This window comes from Microbacterium sp. SCPM-O-B-15248 (M128), assembly GCF_058214835.1.
This window is the reverse complement of the sequence record NZ_JBYQLI010000002.1, coordinates 491,910-512,217: the sequence shown is the minus strand read 5'-3', so window position 1 is coordinate 512,217 and position 20,308 is coordinate 491,910. Positions and strand designations below refer to the sequence as shown.

Genomic DNA, 20,308 nt, shown 5'->3' with positions numbered 1-20,308 from the left:
GGGGCTGCCGTCGGGAGCCCCTACGCCAGCGGCGGAGGAGGCGTGACTTTCGAACGCCGCGTCGCGGCTGGCTATCTCGCAGCACTTCTGACCGGCGATGCGGTCGCAGGGCTCAGGGGCACACGCGTTGTGCGAGTCGCGTTCCAGCAGGCACCGCGTGAAGCTGTGGACGATCTCGTCATTTCGGCGCAATCGAGCCGAGACGCCGCACCTTCGCTGACGTCGGCTGTGGGAGTCCGCCGCCACCCTCGCTTTACCCGAAGCGACCAGGACACGCAGAAGCTGCTGGCGTCGTACCTTCGCTCCCAGGCCGAGGTTCGGCGAGCCGGGCACGATCACGAATACGCGCTCGTCGTCGCGGGGCCCCAAGGCGCTGCGACGGAATTGGCGATGCTGGCCGCCCATGCGCGGACCTCTACCGAGGCCGAGTTCTACGATCTCGTGGAGCAACCTGGACGTTTCGACTCGCGCGTGCGACGTCGGCTGGGGTATTTCCGATCTCTTGTCGCCGGGGCTCTTACTGACCTCGGGATGCCGTCGGCAGAGCAAGATGCCCGCCTCGCTGGCTGGAGGCTCCTTACTCGCCTGACCGTGCGGCAGCCGCGCTACGAGGCACCAGACGCGACGGACTGGGAGGAACTCCTCAACACACTCCGCGCCAGCGCCAGAGAAGGAACCCTCGACGGCGCTCGGGCACTTCGCGACCGCCTCGAAGTCCTTGCTGGGACCTACTCACCGCAGGCCGCGAGCGTTGATCGCGCGACCCTACTCCGGGATGTGCACGGTCTCATCGCCACCGACCTGACTCGCCACGATCCGAGTTGGTTGTCCCTCGAAGCGATTGAGCGCACGGCTAGAGCATCGGTACGGACGACCATCGGGCAAAGCCCCGCCGGAGAAGGCATACACCTTGAGCGAGAAAGCATCCTCGATGCGCTCCGCACCCAAGTTCGGGACAAGCGCTTCGTTGTGGTGCATGGCTCATCCGGGTCTGGCAAGAGCGCGCTCGTTCTGGCGGCTATCGATGCGGAGAAGTCAAGTGAGACGGACGCCTTCGATGCCGTCTACCTGAATCTGCGCCAGTTGCCGGATTCGAGCGTGAGCCTCGACGCGGCGCTCGGCACGCCCCTCCGTGATGTCCTCAGCCTCATGACTGCGCCTGAACGCCGGCTAGTGATTGACGGGGCCGACTACCTGACCGAGGTGAGTGCAACGCCGCTCCCTGGTCTGCTTCAGGCGGCACGTGACGCCGACGTCGGGGTCGTGCTCGTCGCGACGGACGAGGCAGTCGGTGCTGTGAAAGCTGAACTCGGTCCGGCACTCGAAATTGCCGAGCTTCCTGTAGGCGGCCTGGAGGACTCGGACCTGGAGCAGGTCTCCACATCCCATCCTCGGCTCCAGGCCCTGTTCTCAACTGAGCGCTCGAGAGACCTCATTCGTCGACCTGTTATCGCGGACCTTCTCGTCCGCGCGCAGGTCTCGGTCGACGCGGTAACCGAGGTCGACGCGATGGCGCAAGTCTGGTCGATTCTAGTGCGACGGAACGAGCGCAACGACCATGGCGCGCCCGATGCGCGTGACTTCACCCTCAAGCTGCTCGCTCAGCACGCCTTGGGCGGCATGGACGATGATGAACTTCTCCACCGGATCGACCTTGGCGTGGTCGATGCGCTACGTCGGGACGGCATCCTCGCGCCCCGTTCAGAAGCGCCGTGGCAGCGAGTCCCGGAGTTCTTCCACGAGCAGCTTCGCCTCTACGCCGTCAGCCAGGTCCTCCTCACTCGCGCGGATCCGGTCAGTGAACTGCAGACAGCTTCTGCCCCCCGGTGGGCGCTGCCAGCGGCGCGCCTAGCAGTGCAGTATCTATTGGCCGCCGGCGACTCTCCCGAGAACCCTCTCGCGGGCCGATTCGAGCGCCTCCAGGGCGCCTTCGACCTCCTAGCCGATGCAGGATACGGCGAGAGGTGGTCCGACGTGCCCACCGAAGCCGCACTGCCGCTGCCTTCATCCGATCAACTGCTCGCGCCCGCCTGGACAGCTCTCACCGCCGGCGCAAGCGCTGGCCTGATGCGAATCTTCCGGCTGGTTCAACAACGCCACTACCCAGGGCCGTGGGTCGATCGTTTCGTTGCAGAGCCGATCGTGTCAGCACTCCTCAACAATGGATGGCCGCGCGCGGCCAACGACGATGCCGCACACTTGATCCGGAATTGGCTTCAGTCTCTCATTGTCGCGAATGTGCCGGCGGGCAACCCGTTGAGGGTCCGGCTGCGCGACAGGATTGCCGATCGTGTCGCAAGCGCGGATGCGAAGGAGATCGAGAGTGCTCGTGCGGCAGCAGAAGCACTCGCGGCACGTACCCCGGAGCAGGTCGCCAAGGACGAGGCCCGGCGAAGTCGCTTGCCCTCCAGTAGCGGTCCGATTGGCTTCCGCCGCCGCAGGCAGCAGGTGCGGAAACAATCTCAGCCGCGGGAGTTGACCCAGGAGACCGTAGTCGAGCAGTTGGGGCTACTCGGTTCGGACCTAGGCGAGGCCGGAGAGAGCCTGTTGCGACGTATCGCTGAGCATGCACCGTCGCGCCTGGAACCCGCCGTCGAGACCATCCTCGCGGGCCAGGCAATCGCCTCTTACAGCCCCACGCTACTCACCGAACTCACCGAGGCCTATTACCTCGAGGACGTCCATCCTGAGGACGACGATTTCGGTTGGGACCGGCGAGACGAGGGCGTTCGCCGTCACGGGCACCGCGGCGGGACGACGCCGTTCAGCTCGGCCTATCGTGGACCTTTCTTGGCGATGTTCCGAGCGGACTTTCAGGGGGGCGTCGCCTTCCTGATCCGGCTCCTCAACCATGCGGCGCTCTGCCGAGTGAAGAGTTTCCGTCGTTGGCAGGACAGTGCTGATCCCATCGAAGAGAATTCGGTCACACTCTCCATCGCCGGCCAGCCGCAGCCCTACGTGGGCGACTCGAATGTGTGGCTCTGGTATCGAGGCGGTGGCGTAGGCCCTTATCCATGCATGAGCGCTCTTCAAGCTCTCGAAGTGTTCACCGATGAACTCCTCGCCGCAAAGGCTCCAATGGATCGGCTCGTCGAGCTACTCATGCCGAATTGTGAGAACCTCGCGATGCCAGCCTTCGTCGTTGGAATGCTGGTGCGCCACATTGAAGACGCGGGAAGCTTGCTGGACCCCTACCTCAGCGAGCCAGACGTCTGGCACCTGGAGTTCGGGCGGACTGTTCAAGAGGGCACCGGGATGCTGAGCCGACGCGATACAGCCACCTCCCCTGAACGGCGAAACTGGACCTTCCGGGAGGCCTCGATGATGCTCGCCCTGCGCGCGGATCCGCCCCGCGCGGCCAAGCTCGACGCGATAGCGACACTCCTGCAGCAACGCGCTAGGGACCAGCTCGGGCTCGCGGCCGATCAAGAACCCGATCCCGACGCCCTCAAGTACCTTGCGTCTGTCGCTGGGTGGGCCTCGAGTCTGCGCCGAGACTCGTTCCGTTTGACACAAACTGAAGAGGGGGTGCTGATCGAGGGCACAATCCCAGAGGATACTGCTGCGATCCTGGAATCAGGGGAGGCGGAACAGGCGCTCGTCTCGCAGGCGTACCGCCTCGTGAACCGGTACGACTACGGTCGACACTCGTTGGCAGGGCCCCCGCCCACCGAGCAGAGCGAATTACGGACTGACGTCGAGATCGCGAAGCAACTTCTTGGAATGGGAAGCTTTGACTCTCGAACACCATTTCAGGCCTGCGCTGCGGTCGCGTGCTCGGTGATCGAACTCCACTTCATCAACCAGGACCCGACTGAATTCGAGGACCTCGTTTGGGCCACGAAATTGCTTCTCGAGATCGCGGCGCTCTACGACGGCCAGCCGGCAAATGACGCCTACGAATTTTCCTACTTTGTCCACGACCCAGATCTCGCCGCCAGCCGCTCCGTCGCACTCCTTCTGCTGCCCGCCGCAACCGAACTCGTCAGCGCGCTGAACCCCGAAGAAGACCCGTCATACGAGGACGTAACGGCCGCCAACCGCTGGGCAGCCACTCACGCATCGCTCGACGATCGAATGGCCTGGTCGCAGTCGCTCGACATCGTCTGGGCCGCCCCAGCAATCGAGCTGCCGGGTGAGGGGTCATCGCACGTGCTTCTCCTCGCTCTGATCGAAGACTCGATCAGAGGATGCCTGATAGGCGACTGGGATGACGAACTCCAACATCGCCAGCCCGCTTCCCTTGACGGCCCGCTGGTTGAAGCGTTGGCCGTCGCTGATCCTGCGGATATCGTCGCCGAGCGCCTGCTACCCGGAATTCGTGCGCTTCAGCTTCTTTCGACGCGCACTGGGGAGCTGGCTGAGCAGGCAGGAGCGCTGCAGCGCGCCCTCATCGATGCGTACACCGCCGTTCGGCAACAAGAGGAACACGCGCCCCGGCACAGCTCTACCGACATGCTCACTATCGCCCGCGCTCTGCTTGTCCTCCACGATCATGGGCAGCCCGAGCCCATCCTTCGTCAACTGGAGGCTGTGATCGACCGCAACGACCTTCTCGACGAGTTCATGGATGCCGTCAGCGCCGTGGGCGAGGAAAACTCTCGCCTCGGACGCGCCGCGATCTCAGTCTGGCCGACTCTGATGGACCACGCGATGAACCTCATGGACATCGGCCACCTTCCCGTCGGCGACGGGTTCTTGGCAGCACGCGGAATCGCTTCTCTAATCCCCAACCCGACCTACGCCAACAACTACCTCGTGAGGGAGCTCGACGCCGGCCCGGTCGGGTGGATCAACTTCGACGTTGTCGTCCCTCACATCTCGCGCTGGGTGACGTTCGCTGCCGGGCATCGCGAGAGCGTGGATCAACTTGTGACGCTACTGCGGCTGGGCCGCATCGAGCAGCAAGTCGAACTTGGGCTGCCGTGGATCGAGGCGCTGGTCAAAGCCGATCCTCCTGCGATCGCAGGACACTCCTACCTGCTGCCCGGATGGCTCAGCGACATTCGCTCAGCAGCAACGACGACACCGCCCAAGGCAGTGTGGCAGCGCGTCGTGGACCAGCTCCTGGTTGCCGGGGAGGAGCGCGTTGCCGCACTCGCTGACTAGCGAGATCTAGTGCACACGTAGGCGCTCTCATGGCAACGCACGGTGGTGGATGACGGGGAAGCGTTGATGGCAGTAGTGGGGCGCGCGTAACACGGCGCTTGTCGGACGACCAAGAAGGTTACAGCGCCGAGGGCGGGCGCCGGCTCGCGGCGAGGCAGGAACGGATCACGTCATGACATCAGTAGTCGCCTGGGAACGTCAGGTCGGACAGCTATCGGAAATGGTGGTGGCGAGCGACAGTCGCCTTAGCGGCGGTGAACGCTGGGACGCGTGCGCGAAGATATTCGATATCGGTCGCGACGATGCGGTCCTTGCCTTCGCGGGCGACACCTGGCGAGCGTTACCGCTGGTCTTTCAGGCGGTCGCCACCACGCGTTCGTATAACGGTTCAGTTCTTCGAACCCTCGATCTTCCCCAATTCGCAAGACATCTGGAGAGCGTCCTCAACGCAGTGCTCGAAAGAGCCGAAGGCCCGGCGTCCCGCGAGGCACCTGACTGTGAGTTTCTGCTCGCTGGCTGGTCTTGGAGGCTCAACGGCTTCCGCATCTATCGATATACGTTCGATTACGAGCATTGGCGCTTCACTGGCAACGGCACGCCGGGTCGACTTCCTCCGTCGCTTCGCGGGCCGGGGCGTGGAACTCGATTCGCCACGATCGGCGACGGGGGCAGGAGGCTGCAGGGAGCGTTAGCTCGGGGGTACAACGAAGGATCGATCTCCGGAGCGATTGACTATCATCCCCTCGAATACCTATACCGCCAAACTCAGGATCCATCTACAAGCGAGGAGTCGGTGGGCGGAGCGGTACAGGTCTCCAAGATCTACCGCTCAATCAGGGTCGAGCACTTTGCGGTACGCACCGCAGATGGCCTCTCCGTTTCGGGACGACCGGTCTTGCCCTACGAGCATCTTGATCTCCGGGCCATACAGCGGCGTGACGCTACCGGCGAGTGGTTCACAGAAGCCAGCGCTCCGCAGATCCCAGCGGCACGCGCAGCGTTCGAAGAACTAGAGGCCATATCTGAGAGCTAGGTGCTGAATCCAAGCGTCGAAGCCGCCGATTATCCTGGGATGAGGTAGCACCGAGAGAGGCGCATCGTCTCGCGGAAGGAGGCGCATGCTCGACGACGAACAGCTCGCAGCAATCATCACCGTTGGGTATGAGCAGCGTGGCGTCGAGTTCAAGAGCGCTGGGGACCGTACCGACCGGGCATTCCTCGCGAACGTCGCACGAGCGGTCCTCGCGCTTGCGAATCAGCGAGACGGCGGCCACCTCATCATCGGGCTAAGTGAGGCCGGCGTCGACGCTGCCGAGACAGGCCTCAGCGACGGGCAGCTGGATCAGTGGCTGGCCTTCGATGACGTGACGGATCAGATCAATGCGTATGCGGATCCGCCAGTACGAATCCAACTGGGTCGCGGCCAGCTGCCCAACGGCCGCCGTGTGGTGATCATCGAGGTGGCTGAGTTCTCCGAGATCCCAATCCTCAGTAAGAAGGATTACCCACAGCGAATTACCGCCCGCCAGCTCTACACGAGGTCCATGGCCAAGCCGGAGAGCTCCGCGTCGATGACGCAGAACGAGCTTCGGGAGGTGATCAGCCTCGCCACCGAGAAGCAGCTCGCCCGCTTCTTGGAGACTGCCCAACGCGCCGGAATCGAACTCGATCAGGCGGCCGCGGCCGCGGCTCCCGACTACTTTGCGGATCAGCTGGAACGTGCTCGGGAGAATAGCTTCCATCTGGACGCGGCCTTGCCGCAGCTGATCACGACAATCCGGCCCGAGACCTTCGATCCTCGGCGTGTCCCGTTCGCCGATCTGCTGCAGGCAATTCACAGTGCTACCGTCCGCTGGCGCGGCTGGCCATTCCCGTGGGTGCAGTACCCGACGACTGGGCGGGACTGGGTAGGCGAAGTGGTCACGGACATGCACCCGGAGTCATGGCAGTTCTTCGAAAGCGGTCAGTTTTTCGACATCCGCGCCATCGGCGAGTTCGGCCCCGACGCTGACGGTTTCCTTGACGATCGGCAGCCGATCGACGGCTACCTCCCGATCTGGCTCCCGCTACTCCACTTCACGGAGGCGATCGAATTCGCGGGACGAATCCAGCGGTTACAGTTCGCCAGCGAGCGAGTCACTGTCCACCTGGCGCTCCAGAACATCCGAAATTTCGTGCTGGTCGCGGCGCACAACCGTCGCTCCGGCCTTCACGGTACCTATGCCTATAACGACGATGTCTGGGACTACGAGATTCTTCTGACCCCGGAGGCTGGGTTGACGAGCCCGCGAGAACTCGCGGTGGACGCCGCCCTGGACCTCCTGCAGCGATTCAATTGGCGAGGCGTGACCCGCGAACTCTTGCAGGGCATTCAGGTCGAAGTGTTCGGGCCAGAGCAGCCATAGCCGACATGAAAATGCTCCGCCCGGGCCGAGGCGCACAGTCCAAGACCGGAACCACCGCCGACGTTACCAGCGCCACCATCGTCGCAGACCAGAGGGAATTAGATCGTGAACAAGGAGCGGTCGAACGAAAAAGACGCGAAGCGGATCATCGAGCACGTGTTGCGCGTCGATCTGGAGCACGCCGACTTCACCGGTGGTGTTGACTACAAGTCTGCGGATGGGGAAGTTGCGGTCGAAGTCACGCGCGTCACTGATGGCGGCAAGAAGTCAGCCCGTAGCGCACTGAGGGCCTCGCGGTCAGCAGCCATGCCAGACGTGGTGCTGGACAACTGCTGGCTCGTGTTTCTCCCCGACACCCAGGGCGGAATGCGGACAATTTTGCAAGACTTGCCCCCGCTCTTCGCACAGCTCGAGTACGCAAACGTCCTGGTCTTCGACAGCCAGACTGCCGCGGTCCACGTCATCGAGAATGGGCCGTTGGCTGACATCTATCGGTGCCTCCTGTCCGCGGGCGTCGAGCGAGCATCCGGAAGTCCCCACTCGAGCGATCCGCCTCACGTCCACCGTGTGATCCCGCTCCTCGGCAGCGGGGGGTCGTCTAGCGGAAGCGATCAAGCAGTCGAACAGCTCGACGCCGCTCTCGCAGAGAAGTCCGACAACATCACCAAGCTCGCGGCGTCCGGTGCCCGCCAGCGTCACCTCTTCGTATGGCTCGACGACGACACGCGGTTTGATATCTCGCGCCCACTCAGCCGGAGCGCCCCCGAGTGGGCAGATGAGGGATTTGGCGAGCCCACCCGCGCGCCAGATCTCAGCTCGGAGGTGACCCACCTCTGGGTAGTACACGAACGATCGCGTCTCGGATGGCTCTGGGACGGCGACCGCTGGCACGAGCTCCAGAATCTCCCGGAACGGAACGCTTCCTAGCCGAGTCCTCGACGGGCGTCCGGCCGGAGGCAGGGACCAAACCGGGACCACACCCATGCAAACCATGCAACGCAGGACGTGAAAACGGTCACCTTGCGGAGCAGAGATCCCGACAAATCAACGGAGCCGGCCGATCCAAGTACCTGGGGGTCAAGTGCGGCGTCGTCGCCAGTCCGTGACGGGCAGATGGCGGCGTTTCGCGTCGGTGACGTGAAGTGCGCTCTGGCAGCGTCCCGTTGTGGCAACACGGAGCAGGGAGTCACCGTCAGCCTCGCGACGCGACCTGTCGTGCGGTGAGCGCGTGGCGAAGAAAAGTTCCGGCGTGAAGGCTTACGTCGGCGTCACTGATCTCTATTGGTTTCAAGACCTCCTTACGACCGGCGCCGCGCACGACCGGCGCCGCGCACGACTGACCGCCGTGCCGCCGCGGGCCTTCGACAGATGCGCACGTCATACCAGTCTGCGATGCGTCGACTATCGACGGCGGACCTCTGCATCAAGCCGGCGACGTCGAGCCGGTTGTCTTTGGCCGTCTGGGGTCCGCTCGGGGCGCCCGCCTATGCGAGCTCCTGGGCGCGGCTCAAAGCGGACTGAATCCGCGCCCCTCGTCGCGTGTAGCCAAGCTCGGCCATGAGCAAGCGTTGCTCTTCCTCCTGGGACCGAAGCACGTCGTCAGAACGTACGTACCGTACAAGGTCGATCAGCGTTGACATCGAGTAGTCGGTGATCTGCTCTTGACGAACGAAGTTCGGACGAGGTCGCTTTCGCTCAGTGGTGCCCTCGCCCCAATCTTGCGTTGATGGGTCGGCGATAACCGGCTCGGCAGCGAGATGCTCTCCGCGTCTGAGGGCCTCCTCAAACGCGGAGACCGCTCGTCTAACCTCGCCGTCAGCGTCGTTGAACCAGTCGGTGCTCCAGATGCGGTGGAACGTCCAGCCGCGTCGTTCGAGGAGCTCTTGGCGAAGGCGATCGCGCTCACGGGCGATGTGCCCGGAGTGATAGGCGGCGCCGTCAGCCTCGATAGCCAGCACGTGGCGACCCGGGAAGTCCGGGTGACGAGCTGCGAAGTCCAGACGATATCCACCAACCCCGACCTGGGCGTCGAGCGACAGGCCGGCGTCTTCGAGGCGTCGCTTGATGTCGATCTCGAACGGGTTGAGCGCTATGGCCCGCGGGGTTCCGTCGGTGAGGTCGCGTCCACCAGACCCCATGAATCGTACGAAGTTGTACAGCAGGCGGTAGCCCGCGGAAGAGTGTCCATCTGGTGGTATGTCGTCCTTCGAGAAGCTGGTCACGAGTGTCATGCGCTTCTTGGCGCGCGAGATGGCCACGTTCAGGCGTCGCTCACCTCCCTCGCGAAGCAGCGGCCCCCAGAAGTAGCGGAGTTTGCCGTCGGCATTCTTCCCGTAGCCCACCGTTAGGAAGATGGCATCGCGTTCATCGCCCTGCACTCTTTCGATTGCCTTGACGAACCAGGGCTCGTCCGCGTGTGCGGTGAGCGCGCGTTCGAACTCCGGGTCTGCTTGTGCCGCGAGCTCAAGGGCTCGTTCGATTCGCGTCTCATGCTTGATGCCGAAGGCGATGATGCCGACGCTTTCCTCCGGGTGCGCCTTGACCTGCTCTTTCACGAGCTCCACGACGCGCTGCACCTCGAGCTCGGGACTATTGGTGCCACCAGCGATGCCAGGGCTGTAGGGCACGACTTCGTGGTGGATCGATTCCAGCGTGTCCGGTGCCGGGAATGTTGTGAGACTGCCGCTGTAGACGTGCTCGTTGGAGACAGCGATGAGTCTCTCGTCGTACGACCGGTAGTGCCACTGGAGGCTTTGGCTCTGACCCGCCAACAGTCGGTCAGCCGCGAACAGAATGCTCTCCGCGTCCCGGGTATACGACGACCGTGCTCGTGCGGGCTGCGCCGATTGTTGCTCACTGGATTCCGTCTCCAGCGCAACGGCTTCCTCCGGTTCTTCCTCCTCGTCTTCGAGAACCTTCGAGAAGAACTCGGTGGGTGGCAGCTGACGAGAGTCCCCGGCCACGATCATTTGGCGCCCACGGATAAGAGCTGGGATGGCATCGGCCGGCTTGACCTGGCTGGCCTCGTCGAAGATGACGACGTCGAAACACTGCGCCGCAGGCAGGATCCGTGACACCTGTAGCGGGCTCATTGCCCACACCGGCTTCGCCGCGAGCAGTGCCTCGGGGGCCTCTTCGAAGAGACGGCGTACGGGCCGGAAGTTTCTCTTGCGCGTCACTTCCATCTTCAGCGCGCTGTGCTGGTCGGGGTGGGCGTCGAACGCCTGTTTGAGGTACATCGCTGCCTGGCGACGCACCCGCGCCGCGTTGGCATCGAGATGGCTTGAGTCGAGCCGCTGGAACGCTTCCGCCGCGGCCGTGAGCTCGCTCCCACGAATGCCCGCGATCGCGGGGCTCGCGAGTTCCGCGGGCTCGAGTACCGACCGGATCACCACCCAGCGAAGAACATCGCTCGGGCTGGACTGCATTGTGTTCCCGGCTCCGAAGTGAGCCCGCAGCATGTCCACCACTGGGCCGACGCTCCGCGAACGAAGTTCCTGTTCCAGGCCATACGCACGCACCATTTGGGACGGTCGGACGTCGGCTAGGAGCTCATCGAGTGTGGCGGCAAGATCAGTGAAGGTCGCACCATCGAGTGAGGTGCCTTGCGTTGCTTGGATCAGCGCCGCGGTGCTTCCGCGCGCGGAAGCGAGCAGAGCGGCGGCTTGTTCGGCCGATTCATACGGGAGCGGGTGCTGTCCCGTTGCCCATGCTCCGCGCACGGCCTTCGCTTTAAGGAGAAGTTCCAAGCGCTGCTCCGCGGCAATGCCTGCGAGCAAATGGGTCGCGGCCTTCTTGCCTTCTCGGCGACGTCCCCAAGTCATGCCAGTCATCTCGCGGCGGTGCCGCTTCGACATCGCCGCGATCATGCCGTCCAGGTCGGTCTCGGAGAGAAGGTGCGGAGAGGCCTGGGACACGAGGAGCGCGTCGCGGTGGAGCTGGGTCAACGGATCGGCATCGAAAAGACCGCGCGGGGCGCTGTGCCCGCTCGCATTTGCCTGTTGAGTGAAGTGATGCTCGAGCGCCGGAAGAGTTGTCCAACGCAGGTCGAGAGCCAGCTGGCGTAGCCTCTCGGCCTCCGCACCGCTGGTCATAGCGCCAGGACGCCATCCTGTCATCGTCGTCCACGTCGGAGACAAGGCGCCGAGCCGGTGCAACTCGTCAAGAGCAGTCTCAAGGGTGCCGAGCGTTGTCTTATCCCACGCCTTGAAGATGTTGGGGTTGAGGCGAAGGGTCGGGCGGGCGTCGGGCGAGAAGCCAAGCGATCCCACGCGCAACTCGTGGATGCTGACCCCCCACGCATGGTCGGGACGGAACAGCGCATCGTTGTGCCCGACGAGACGTGCCCGCGACGCACCGAGCTGAGCGTGAAGCTGAACCGTGTCCGGAGCACCGATCTGCTGCTGTCGATCCAGGACGGTGCGCAGCTGCTCGGCAATGAATCGCCGCGAACCGTCGGCTGCGAACAGATCGAGCAAGAGGTGTGACAGGTCGGCACCGTCCAGCCGATCGAGCACAGCTGTGATGGCCGCACGTTTCTGCGCCACGAAGAGAACGTGCTTACCGCTTGCCACCAACGCCGCGATGACGTTCGCGATGGTCTGGCTCTTGCCAGTTCCCGGAGGCCCCTGCACCACCATGTTCCGACCAGCAAGCGCCGCATTGACCACGTAGGACTGGCTGGCGTCAGCGTCGAGTACCAAGAACTCCGAATCAACTGGGGTGTAGTCCGGATCAGACTCCTGCACACTGACGTCGGACGCGGCAGCACGAACGCGCGCCGCTGCCGCGGCGTCTCCGGCCAACGCCGCAGCCAAATCGGAGCCCTCCAACGCCGCCACGTTGGCGACGTCATTCACCATCGGCTGCTTCTGATACGAGAACGTTCCGATCACCAGATCTGGCTTCGTGAGGAATGCAGCCACGTCATGGCAGTCCCGGCCAAGCTCATCGAGCACATTCTCAAGCGTCGAGCGCGCGGCGGAGAGATCTGTGGCTGTCTCGAGGTCCTCAGCGGCATCGAGGATGGCCTGCTCGTCGATCCGGTCGCGGCCGAAGTTCAGGACATGGAGCAAGACCACGTTGACTTGGAAGTCGTCGCCAAGCTGCAACTGCCATTCGTCGGAGATCCCACGGCGCCGAGTGATCTCCACTGGTCGCAGCAAGACGGGAGCGTTTGGCGCGGGACCACGACGCACGCGTGCCGTCGAGCCATCGCCTGTCTCCGCAGCCTCTGCATCAGCAAGCGCGCGGTTGTTGTCCGGATCCCATGTAGCGAAGCCCAGCGCAAGGTATGTAACCGAGACGCCGTATTCCTCCGTCGCCTCGCGCTCCTTGCGGTGCAACGCTGCGGCGGCCTTCGTCGCTCGTTCGAGATCTACCCCGGCCGCGAATAGATCGCGGAGGGAGACGGAGCTCCCTCGTAGAAGCTTGGCCACAGCGGTCTCGGATGCTGTAGAGAGGTCCAGGGTCGTACTGGTGGCCTTGAAATGCAGCAGCCGGTTCGTACCGCTGACGTCGATCAGCGCGCTCTTCCATTCCTGAGACGCGCGAGAGAGATCTGCGGAACGAACCGCACCGTCGCTCACTCGGAGCCTCCAAAGGAACTGCGCATGCGTACGATTTTGCCAGGGGGAGTGGACGCCGCTTCGGACCTTATGTGCGCATGTCGACGTGTGTGCATCAGCGTGCGCACGAGCGGAAGGCGCCGACGATGTCGGACGTCGCTCGGCCTTGCCGAGACGGGGTGACGAGATCCCGGCGTGGACCGGCGTATCGACAAGCAGGCGAAAATCGCGCTGCTGCGCGAGTACGACCTCACCAGAGACTCGAGACCGCTCGCTGAGTTCGTGCCGGTCCGGCGCCTCGATGACGCCGAGAACGGGTGACCGGATTGGTGACCAGAAACCCTCAGATTGGCCGGCATCGGCCGGTGCTTGCCGGTAGTGTCGCGGTCATGAGAACCGCGGAAACATGCGGATTCTCGCCGGATCGGCGCCCTGGCGTCACCTGGTCCGAGCCCGTCAGTTGTTCTTGGTTCGAGTCCAGGTACCCCAGCAAGTAAGACCCTCGGTTCTCGAGGGTCTTTTTTGTTTGCGGTGCCCTGGTCGAGGAGGCCACCGCTCCGCGGGAGATCAGTGGGGTCGGCAGGCGCCACTGCGGCGGGGCGCAGGGGGATCCGATGCGCGGTCGGGTCACTCGCCTGGGGGACACCCGACCACAGTCCGGTCAGGACTGCGGGCCGAGAACGGCGTCGAGCAGCCGCTCGGCGTCGCCGGGCTCGATGGGGGCGCGGCTCAGCGCCCGCAGCAGCACTGCGCCGATGAGCGCCTCGGTGATCTGCTCGACGGGCGCGCCCTCGGGCAGGTTGGGTGTCGTTCCGATCGCCCGCTCGAGACGCCCCGAGATCGATTCCGATCCCGCCAGGCTGTCGCGTAGCCGTCGTCCGATTTCGGCATGCTCCGCGGCCGCCGCGATCAGCGATCGCAGGATCATCTCGCCCTGAGGAGACTCGAGGAGCGCGAAGACCTCGGCGAGCCAGTCGGTCAGGTCGCGGCGGATGTCGCCGGTATCGGGGAGCACGAGTCGGCCGTCCAGCAGCTTGCCTTCCAGCAGGCACTCGGCGATGACGGCGCCCTTCGAGGGCCACCAGCGGTAGATGGTCTGCTTGCCGACACCGGCCCGGCTGGCGATGCCCTCCATCGTCAGATGGTCGTAACCGCGTTCCGAGAGGAGAGCGGCCGCCGCGTCGAGGATCGCGTGGCGTGCGGCTTCACTGCGGACGGGGCCGCTGCGGGGAAGCATTCTGATCACTCCTGAGACTAGACGAGACGTTCCGTGTTAGCTTAACGGAGCCGATCGATGCGGAGGAGGCCCCATCGATGGGGCACGCCTCCGCGAATCCGAAGGAGAGTCGTGGCCGAACTGTTGCATCGCCTGGGGTCGTTTGCCGCTCGACGGGCGTGGACCGTGATCGTGAGTTGGGTCGCGATCCTCGGCATCGCTGTCGGCGGCTTCCTCGTGGGGTTTGCCGGTCTGAGTTCCAGCTTCGACATCCCCGGGACGGCCTCGGGCGACGTCATCGCCGAGCTCGAGGAACAGCTGCCCGACTTCAGTGGCGCCTCGGGCACCGTCGTCTTCCACACCGAGAACGGCGCCGCGTTCACCGAGGACCAGCGCAGCGACATCACCGAGCTCGCCGAATCTGCCCGCGACCTTCCCGATGTGTCCGGCGTGATCGATCCCTTCGCGACCGCCCAACAGCTGGCCGACCGCCGACAGCAGATCGAGGACGGACGGACGCAACTCGCGGATGCGCGGGCGCAGGCGGAGTCGGGAGCCGAACAGCTGGATGCCGGGCAGGCGCAGCTGGATGCCGGCCAGGCGCAGCTCGACGCGACGCGCTCCCAGCTCGAGGCGCAGGGACTGCCGGCCACGGCGCTCGACGCCCAGCAGAGCCAGCTCGATGCGCAGCAGGCGGTCATCGACGACCAGCGTCAACAGCTCGCGGAGGGCCTCGCCACGATCGAGGCGAACGAAGCCGAGCTCGAACAGGGGGCCGAACTGCTGTCGTTCGCGGACGGCATCCGCGTCGTCTCGGAGGATGGCGCTACCGCGATCGTCAACGTGCGGTTCTCCGAGCCGCGCCTGGAGCTCGCGCAAACGTCGAAGGACGCCGTGGTCGAGCACTTCGAGGCCGAGCCGATCGAGGGCGTCGAGGTCGCCTTCTCCACCGACATCTCGCAGGGCGTTCCCGAGATCCTCGGTGTCGGTGAGGCAGTCGGTGTGGCCGTGGCCGCCATCGTCCTCATCGTGGTGCTGGGCTCGATTCTCGCCGCCGCGTTCCCGATCGTGACCGCGCTGGTCGGTGTCGCGATCGGGGCCCTGGCGACGCTGTCGTTCTCGGGTGTCGTCCAGATGGCCTCCGTGACCCCGATCCTCGGCGTGATGCTCGGGCTCGCCGTCGGCATCGACTACTCGCTCTTCATCATCTATCGGCACCGGCGGCAGCTGCTCGACGGTGCCGATCTCCACGAGTCGATCGGACTGGCCAACGGCACCGCCGGCAACGCGGTCGTGTTCGCGGGCGCCACGGTCATCGTCGCGCTCCTGGCGCTCAACATCACGGGCGTTCCCTTCCTGGGAGTCATGGGAACGGCGGGCGCGGTCAGCGTCGCGGTCGCCGTGTTGATCGCCGTCTCGCTCACGCCCGCGCTGCTGGGGCTCGCGAAGCACCGCATTCTGAGCAAGCGCGCCATAGCGCGTGCCCGCGCCGCCGAACCGGATGCCGGGGCCCAGCGATCGCGCTCCGTCCGTCCGATGTCGACCCTGCGCGCCGTGCTCACCGTCGTCATCGCCACCGCCGCGCTGCTCGCTGTGGCGATCCCGTCGCTGTCGATGCGCCTCGGCCTGCCCGACGGCGGGTCGGAGGCCACCGACTCGTCCGGCTATCGGGCCTACACCCTGACGGCAGAGTCCTTCGGCGCCGGGGCGAACGGGCCGCTGCTCGTGACGGCGTCGCTGCCGGCCGGGCTCGACGACGATGCCGCACTCGATGCCCAGCTGAGCGTTGCGCGCGTGCTCGTCGCTCAGGAGGACGTCGTCGCGGTCGCGCCCGTGGCGCTCTCAGACGACAACCGGCTCACCGCGTTCCAGGTGATCCCCGCCGAGGGTCCGAGCAGCGCCTCGACAGAGGAACTCGTGCGCGACCTGCGTGATCTCCCGCCCGTCGACGGCGATATCGTCCTCGGCGTCGCCGGGCAGGCGGCCATCAACATCGATATCTCAGAGGGGCTCGCGGATGTGCTCCCGCTCTACCTCCTCGTCGTCGTCGGCCTGTCGTTCTTGATCATGGTCATGGTGTTCCGGTCGCTCCTGGTCCCGCTGATCGCGACCGCCGGATTCGTGCTCTCGCTCTTCGCCACGTACGGGGCGGTGACTGCCGTGTTCCAGTGGGGATGGTTCGGGGAACTCTTCGGCGTGCACAACCCGGGCCCGATCCTGAGCTTCCTGCCGGTCATCCTCGTCGGCATCCTGTTCGGCCTCGCGATGGACTACCAGCTCTTCCTCGCCTCCGGGATGCGTGAGGCCTGGGCGCACGGCGCGCCGGCTCGGCTCGCCGTCGTGCAGGGGTTCCGCGCCGGTCGCACGGTCGTGATCGCCGCGGCGCTCATCATGGTCGCGGTCTTCTCGGGCTTCATCACCTCCGAGTCGGTCATCATCAAGTCGATCGGCCTCGGACTCGCGCTCGGGGTGCTCTTCGATGCCTTCGTCGTGCGGATGCTGCTGATGCCCGCGCTCATGCACCTGCTCGGCGGCGCGGCGTGGTGGCTGCCGCGCTGGCTCGATCCCATCGTGCCGAACGTCGATGTCGAAGGCGCGGCGCTCGAGCGCCGGCATCCGGTCCATCACGTCGACGTCCAGGGGGAGTGAGCCCGCGAGGGCAGCGCGCGTAGCCGGAGTCGTGGTGAGGGCGACCCCAGAGCGTCGGTGACGGTCGGAAATACTCGCGCTCCCTCGCTCCGGTCTGCTTGAATGCGGGGATCACGTGACCTGGGGGATCGTCGTGTCCCCGGGGTCGATCGCCCGACCGACCCCGGAGTCGCACCGATGCACATTCTTCCTCGGCGCCGGCACATCGCCGTCGCCTCGCTCCTCGCGCTGCTCGTCACCGGGGCGGTAGCCGCCCCCGCCTCGGCCCAGAGCCCCGACGATGTCGTCGTCGCATCGGGGCCGGCGTGGACCGTCGAGCGCGCCGCCGGCGGGTACACCGTCACCCTTCGTCTGGAGGAGCCGCTCCCGATCGTGAGCGACGCGCCCACGATCATCGTCGACGGGGAACCGATCGGGATCGCGCGGACCGAGGACGGCGGCCGCACCCTCACGGTGACGACGTTCGACGACCGCGTCGCCACGGCCCAAGAGGTCGAGAAGGGCTGGGCGTCGGGATCGGGCCCGAAGGCGGGAGAGGACGGCGCAGATGACTCCGGCCAGCGGCGCGCCCCCGACCCCGAGAACGACATGCTCAAGCGGCAGCTCGACGCGCTCGCTCCCGCCGACCCCGTCATCGACCCCGCGGAGCCCGGTCCGTACACGGTGACCGAGGCGGAGTACGACTTCGGTGACGCGGCGATCGACCTCGCGGGCTACCGCGACGCCCGTGGCGAGATGGTGGGCAAGATCTACCTGAGTTCCGCATCCGGCCCCCGGCCGGTTGTCGTGCTCGAACACGGCCGGCATGCCACGTGCGGTGACGCCGTGTCGGGCGAGGCGACCGCGGACTGGCCCTGCCCGAGCGCCCAGATGCAGATCCGGTCCTACCTCGGATACGAGGGCACGGGCCGTGCCCTCGCCTCGCACGGGTACAACGTCGTCTCGATCTCGGCGAACGCCATCAACGCCACCGATTCGGAGTTCACCCTCGACCAGGGCGCGCAGGCGCGAGGCCGTCTGGTGCTGGACACCCTCGACATGCTCGACCGACTGGCCCGCGGAGAGGGGGTGTCGTACGAAGATCGGCCGGAGGGCCAGGATGCCGTGACCCGCACGTTCGACGATGCCCTGGAGCGCGCCACCTCACGCGCCGATCAGCCGGCCCCGCCTTCGGGCGTGACCGCGGCCGATCTCGACGGCCGGTTCGATCTGGACCGCGTGGGCCTCATGGGCCACTCGCGGGGCGGCGAAGGCGTCGTTTCCGCCGCCCAGCTGAACGCCGCGGCCGATGACCGCTACGGCATCCTGGCCGTGCTCCCGTTGGCCCCGACCGATTTCGCCCGCCGCACCCTCTCCGACGTGACGACCCTGGCCGTGCTGCCGTACTGCGACGGCGACGTGTCCGACCAGCAGGGGCAGAAGTACATCGACGACTCCCGCCGCGCGTTCGGCGACGACGTCCTGCGGTCGGCGATGTGGGTCATGGGTGCCAACCACAATTTCTTCAGCTCGGTATGGACGCCGGGGGAGTATCCGGTGGGCGGAGCCGATGACTGGAACCCCGAGGACACGACCTCGAGCTGCGCGACCGTCGACAGCACGCGCCTCAGCGCCGCGGAGCAGTACCAGGTGGGGGTGTCGTACATGACGGGCTTCTTCCGCCTCACGCTCGGGGGCGAGGAGCGGTTCCGTCCCCTGTTCGACGGGTCCGTCGCTCCGTCGACCACCCTCACGCCCTTCGCCGACGTGCGGGTGATGGCCACCCAGCCGCGCTCGGACACCGACCTGATCACGGACTTCGCGGGCAAGGGCGCCCGTGTGTCCGTCGAAGGCGCAGCTGTGGCGACGCCCTGCGAAGGTTCCATGCCGACGGCATCCGAACCCTCCTGCTCCTCCCACTGGGGTGGTGCGGTGCCGCACTGGAACCCCGCTTTCCTCGCGCCGTTCGTGCCGCTGTTCCCCGCGACCCGCCTGGAGTGGACCGAGGCGTCCGGCGCGAGCCTGCACGTATCCCTCGCCGCCGAGCAGCGCGACGTGCGCGACCGCGTGCAGCTGACGCTGAAGGCCGCGCCAGGCGATGACGTCGCGCTGGGGACGGAATTCTCCGTGAAGCTCGTCGACGGATCCGGTGCCGAATTCTCCGTCAGCGCCTCGTCGCTCAATCCGTACGCGGTCAATCGTCTGCCCGGCGGTGCCTTCGGACTCGACAAGGTCGTGCTGCAGCAGATCACCCTCCCGCTCGACCGGGTCGTGGACATCGATCTGTCCGACGTGCGAGAGGTGGTGCTGGAGCCGGGAATCGGCGCCGACGCGTCGGCATCCGGGTCCCTTCTGCTGTCAGACCTCGCTTTCGACTCCCCGTCGGCCGGCGACCCCGATCCCGTGGCGCGCCCGGCGGTCAGCGTCGCCGAGACCCGCGTGGAGGAGGGATCCGAGCCGCGTACCGCGGCCATTGCGGTGTGGCTGGACAGGGCCTGGGACGAGCCGGTGAGCGCGTTCGTCAGCACGAACCCGGGGTCGGGTGGCGAGGCGCCCCCGGCGGGTCTCGGGGGTGAGCGCTTCACCTTCGCACCGGGCCAGACGTGTCTCCCCGTCCCTGTGCTCATCGTCGGCAACACGGATCCCTCCGCAGCGGGGGTGTCGGTCGCGGGAACCGCGGCGACGACGGGCCGGGGAGCGGTGTCGGGGTCGGGGGACTTCGCTGACATCGTGGTGCGTGAGGACGACGGCGTTCAGGGTGACGACGCCGCCCCCGTGCCGGCCTTCGGCGTGCAGGGTGACGTGTGCGCCGAACTCGCCGCCGCCCGGACGCCCGGGACGCTGGAGGTCTCGGATGCCGAGCCCCGCCGTGGTGACACGCTTCGGCTGACCGCGACCGGCTTCCGCGTCGGGGAAGCGGTCCTCGCGCAGATCGCCGGGGCGGCACTGCCGTGGGTGATCGCGGACGCGGACGGTACCGCGGTCATCGAGACGACGATCGCCGCGGACGCCGCACTGGGCGCGACGTCGGTGCGCGCGGAGGGCGCCGGCTCGGCACGCGTGCAGCAGGCGAGCGTGCGCATCGGCGCGTCGGTGCCGACCCCGACCCCGACCCCGACCACTTCGCCGGCACCCAGCCCGTCCGTGACGACGACCCCGGTCGTCGCTGACAGTCGGGCCGGTGGAACGCTCGCGCGGTCCGGCGTGGACGGGGCGCTGTGGCTCGCGGTGGCTCTGGGAGCGGCGCTGACGGCCGCCGCCGGCGGCGCCGTGACCGTCGAGGCACGCCGCCGACGCGGGCGCTGAGGGGGCGGCGTACCGGACGCCCCGCTCGTCGAGCGATAGCATCCGATCGAAGACATGCGTCTCGAGAAGAGGTCCTG

9 protein-coding genes are annotated in these 20,308 nt (G+C 66.1%); 7 read left to right on the top strand and 2 right to left on the bottom strand.

From position 1 onward, the window contains the following. Window positions 1–42: 42 nt before the first annotated feature. The 4 genes from AC3E6M_RS05095 (at window position 43) to AC3E6M_RS05080 (ending at window position 8,441) form a co-directional block, all read left to right on the top strand. Window positions 43–5,109, top strand: coding sequence for a TniB family NTP-binding protein (locus tag AC3E6M_RS05095; RefSeq protein WP_490529230.1), 5,067 nt, complete (start codon window positions 43–45; stop codon window positions 5,107–5,109). 172 nt (window positions 5,110–5,281) lie between these two features. Further along, on the top strand, window positions 5,282–6,142 hold the full coding sequence (locus AC3E6M_RS05090) for a hypothetical protein (RefSeq protein ID WP_490529229.1): 861 nt from the start codon (window positions 5,282–5,284) through the stop codon (window positions 6,140–6,142). A gap of 85 nt (window positions 6,143–6,227) precedes the next feature. Beyond that, complete coding sequence (locus AC3E6M_RS05085) at window positions 6,228–7,514, top strand: AlbA family DNA-binding domain-containing protein (protein ID WP_490529228.1); 1,287 nt, start codon at window positions 6,228–6,230, stop codon at window positions 7,512–7,514. 105 nt (window positions 7,515–7,619) lie between these two features. Then, window positions 7,620–8,441, top strand: a complete 822-nt coding sequence (locus AC3E6M_RS05080; protein ID WP_490529227.1) for a hypothetical protein — start codon at window positions 7,620–7,622, stop codon at window positions 8,439–8,441. 557 nt (window positions 8,442–8,998) lie between these two features. On the opposite strand, the gene AC3E6M_RS05075 is transcribed toward AC3E6M_RS05080, so the two are convergent. Further along, window positions 8,999–13,102, bottom strand: a complete 4,104-nt coding sequence (locus AC3E6M_RS05075) for an AAA domain-containing protein (protein WP_490529226.1) — start codon at window positions 13,100–13,102, stop codon at window positions 8,999–9,001. Between the two features lie 174 nt (window positions 13,103–13,276). Between AC3E6M_RS05075 and AC3E6M_RS05070 the strand changes: the two genes are divergently transcribed. Next, on the top strand, window positions 13,277–13,402 hold the full coding sequence (locus AC3E6M_RS05070) for a hypothetical protein (protein ID WP_490529225.1): 126 nt from the start codon (window positions 13,277–13,279) through the stop codon (window positions 13,400–13,402). A gap of 340 nt (window positions 13,403–13,742) precedes the next feature. Here the strand turns inward: AC3E6M_RS05070 and AC3E6M_RS05065 are convergent, their stop codons facing one another. Continuing rightward, on the bottom strand, window positions 13,743–14,318 hold the full coding sequence (locus AC3E6M_RS05065; protein ID WP_490529265.1) for a TetR/AcrR family transcriptional regulator: 576 nt from the start codon (window positions 14,316–14,318) through the stop codon (window positions 13,743–13,745). 111 nt (window positions 14,319–14,429) lie between these two features. Here AC3E6M_RS05065 and AC3E6M_RS05060 point away from each other — a divergent pair, with 111 nt between their 5' ends. Further along, window positions 14,430–16,946, top strand: a complete 2,517-nt coding sequence (locus AC3E6M_RS05060) for an MMPL family transporter (RefSeq protein ID WP_490529224.1) — start codon at window positions 14,430–14,432, stop codon at window positions 16,944–16,946. 177 nt (window positions 16,947–17,123) lie between these two features. Next, window positions 17,124–20,231, top strand: coding sequence for an alpha/beta hydrolase (locus AC3E6M_RS05055; RefSeq protein ID WP_490529223.1), 3,108 nt, complete (start codon window positions 17,124–17,126; stop codon window positions 20,229–20,231). Window positions 20,232–20,308 lie beyond the last annotated feature (77 nt).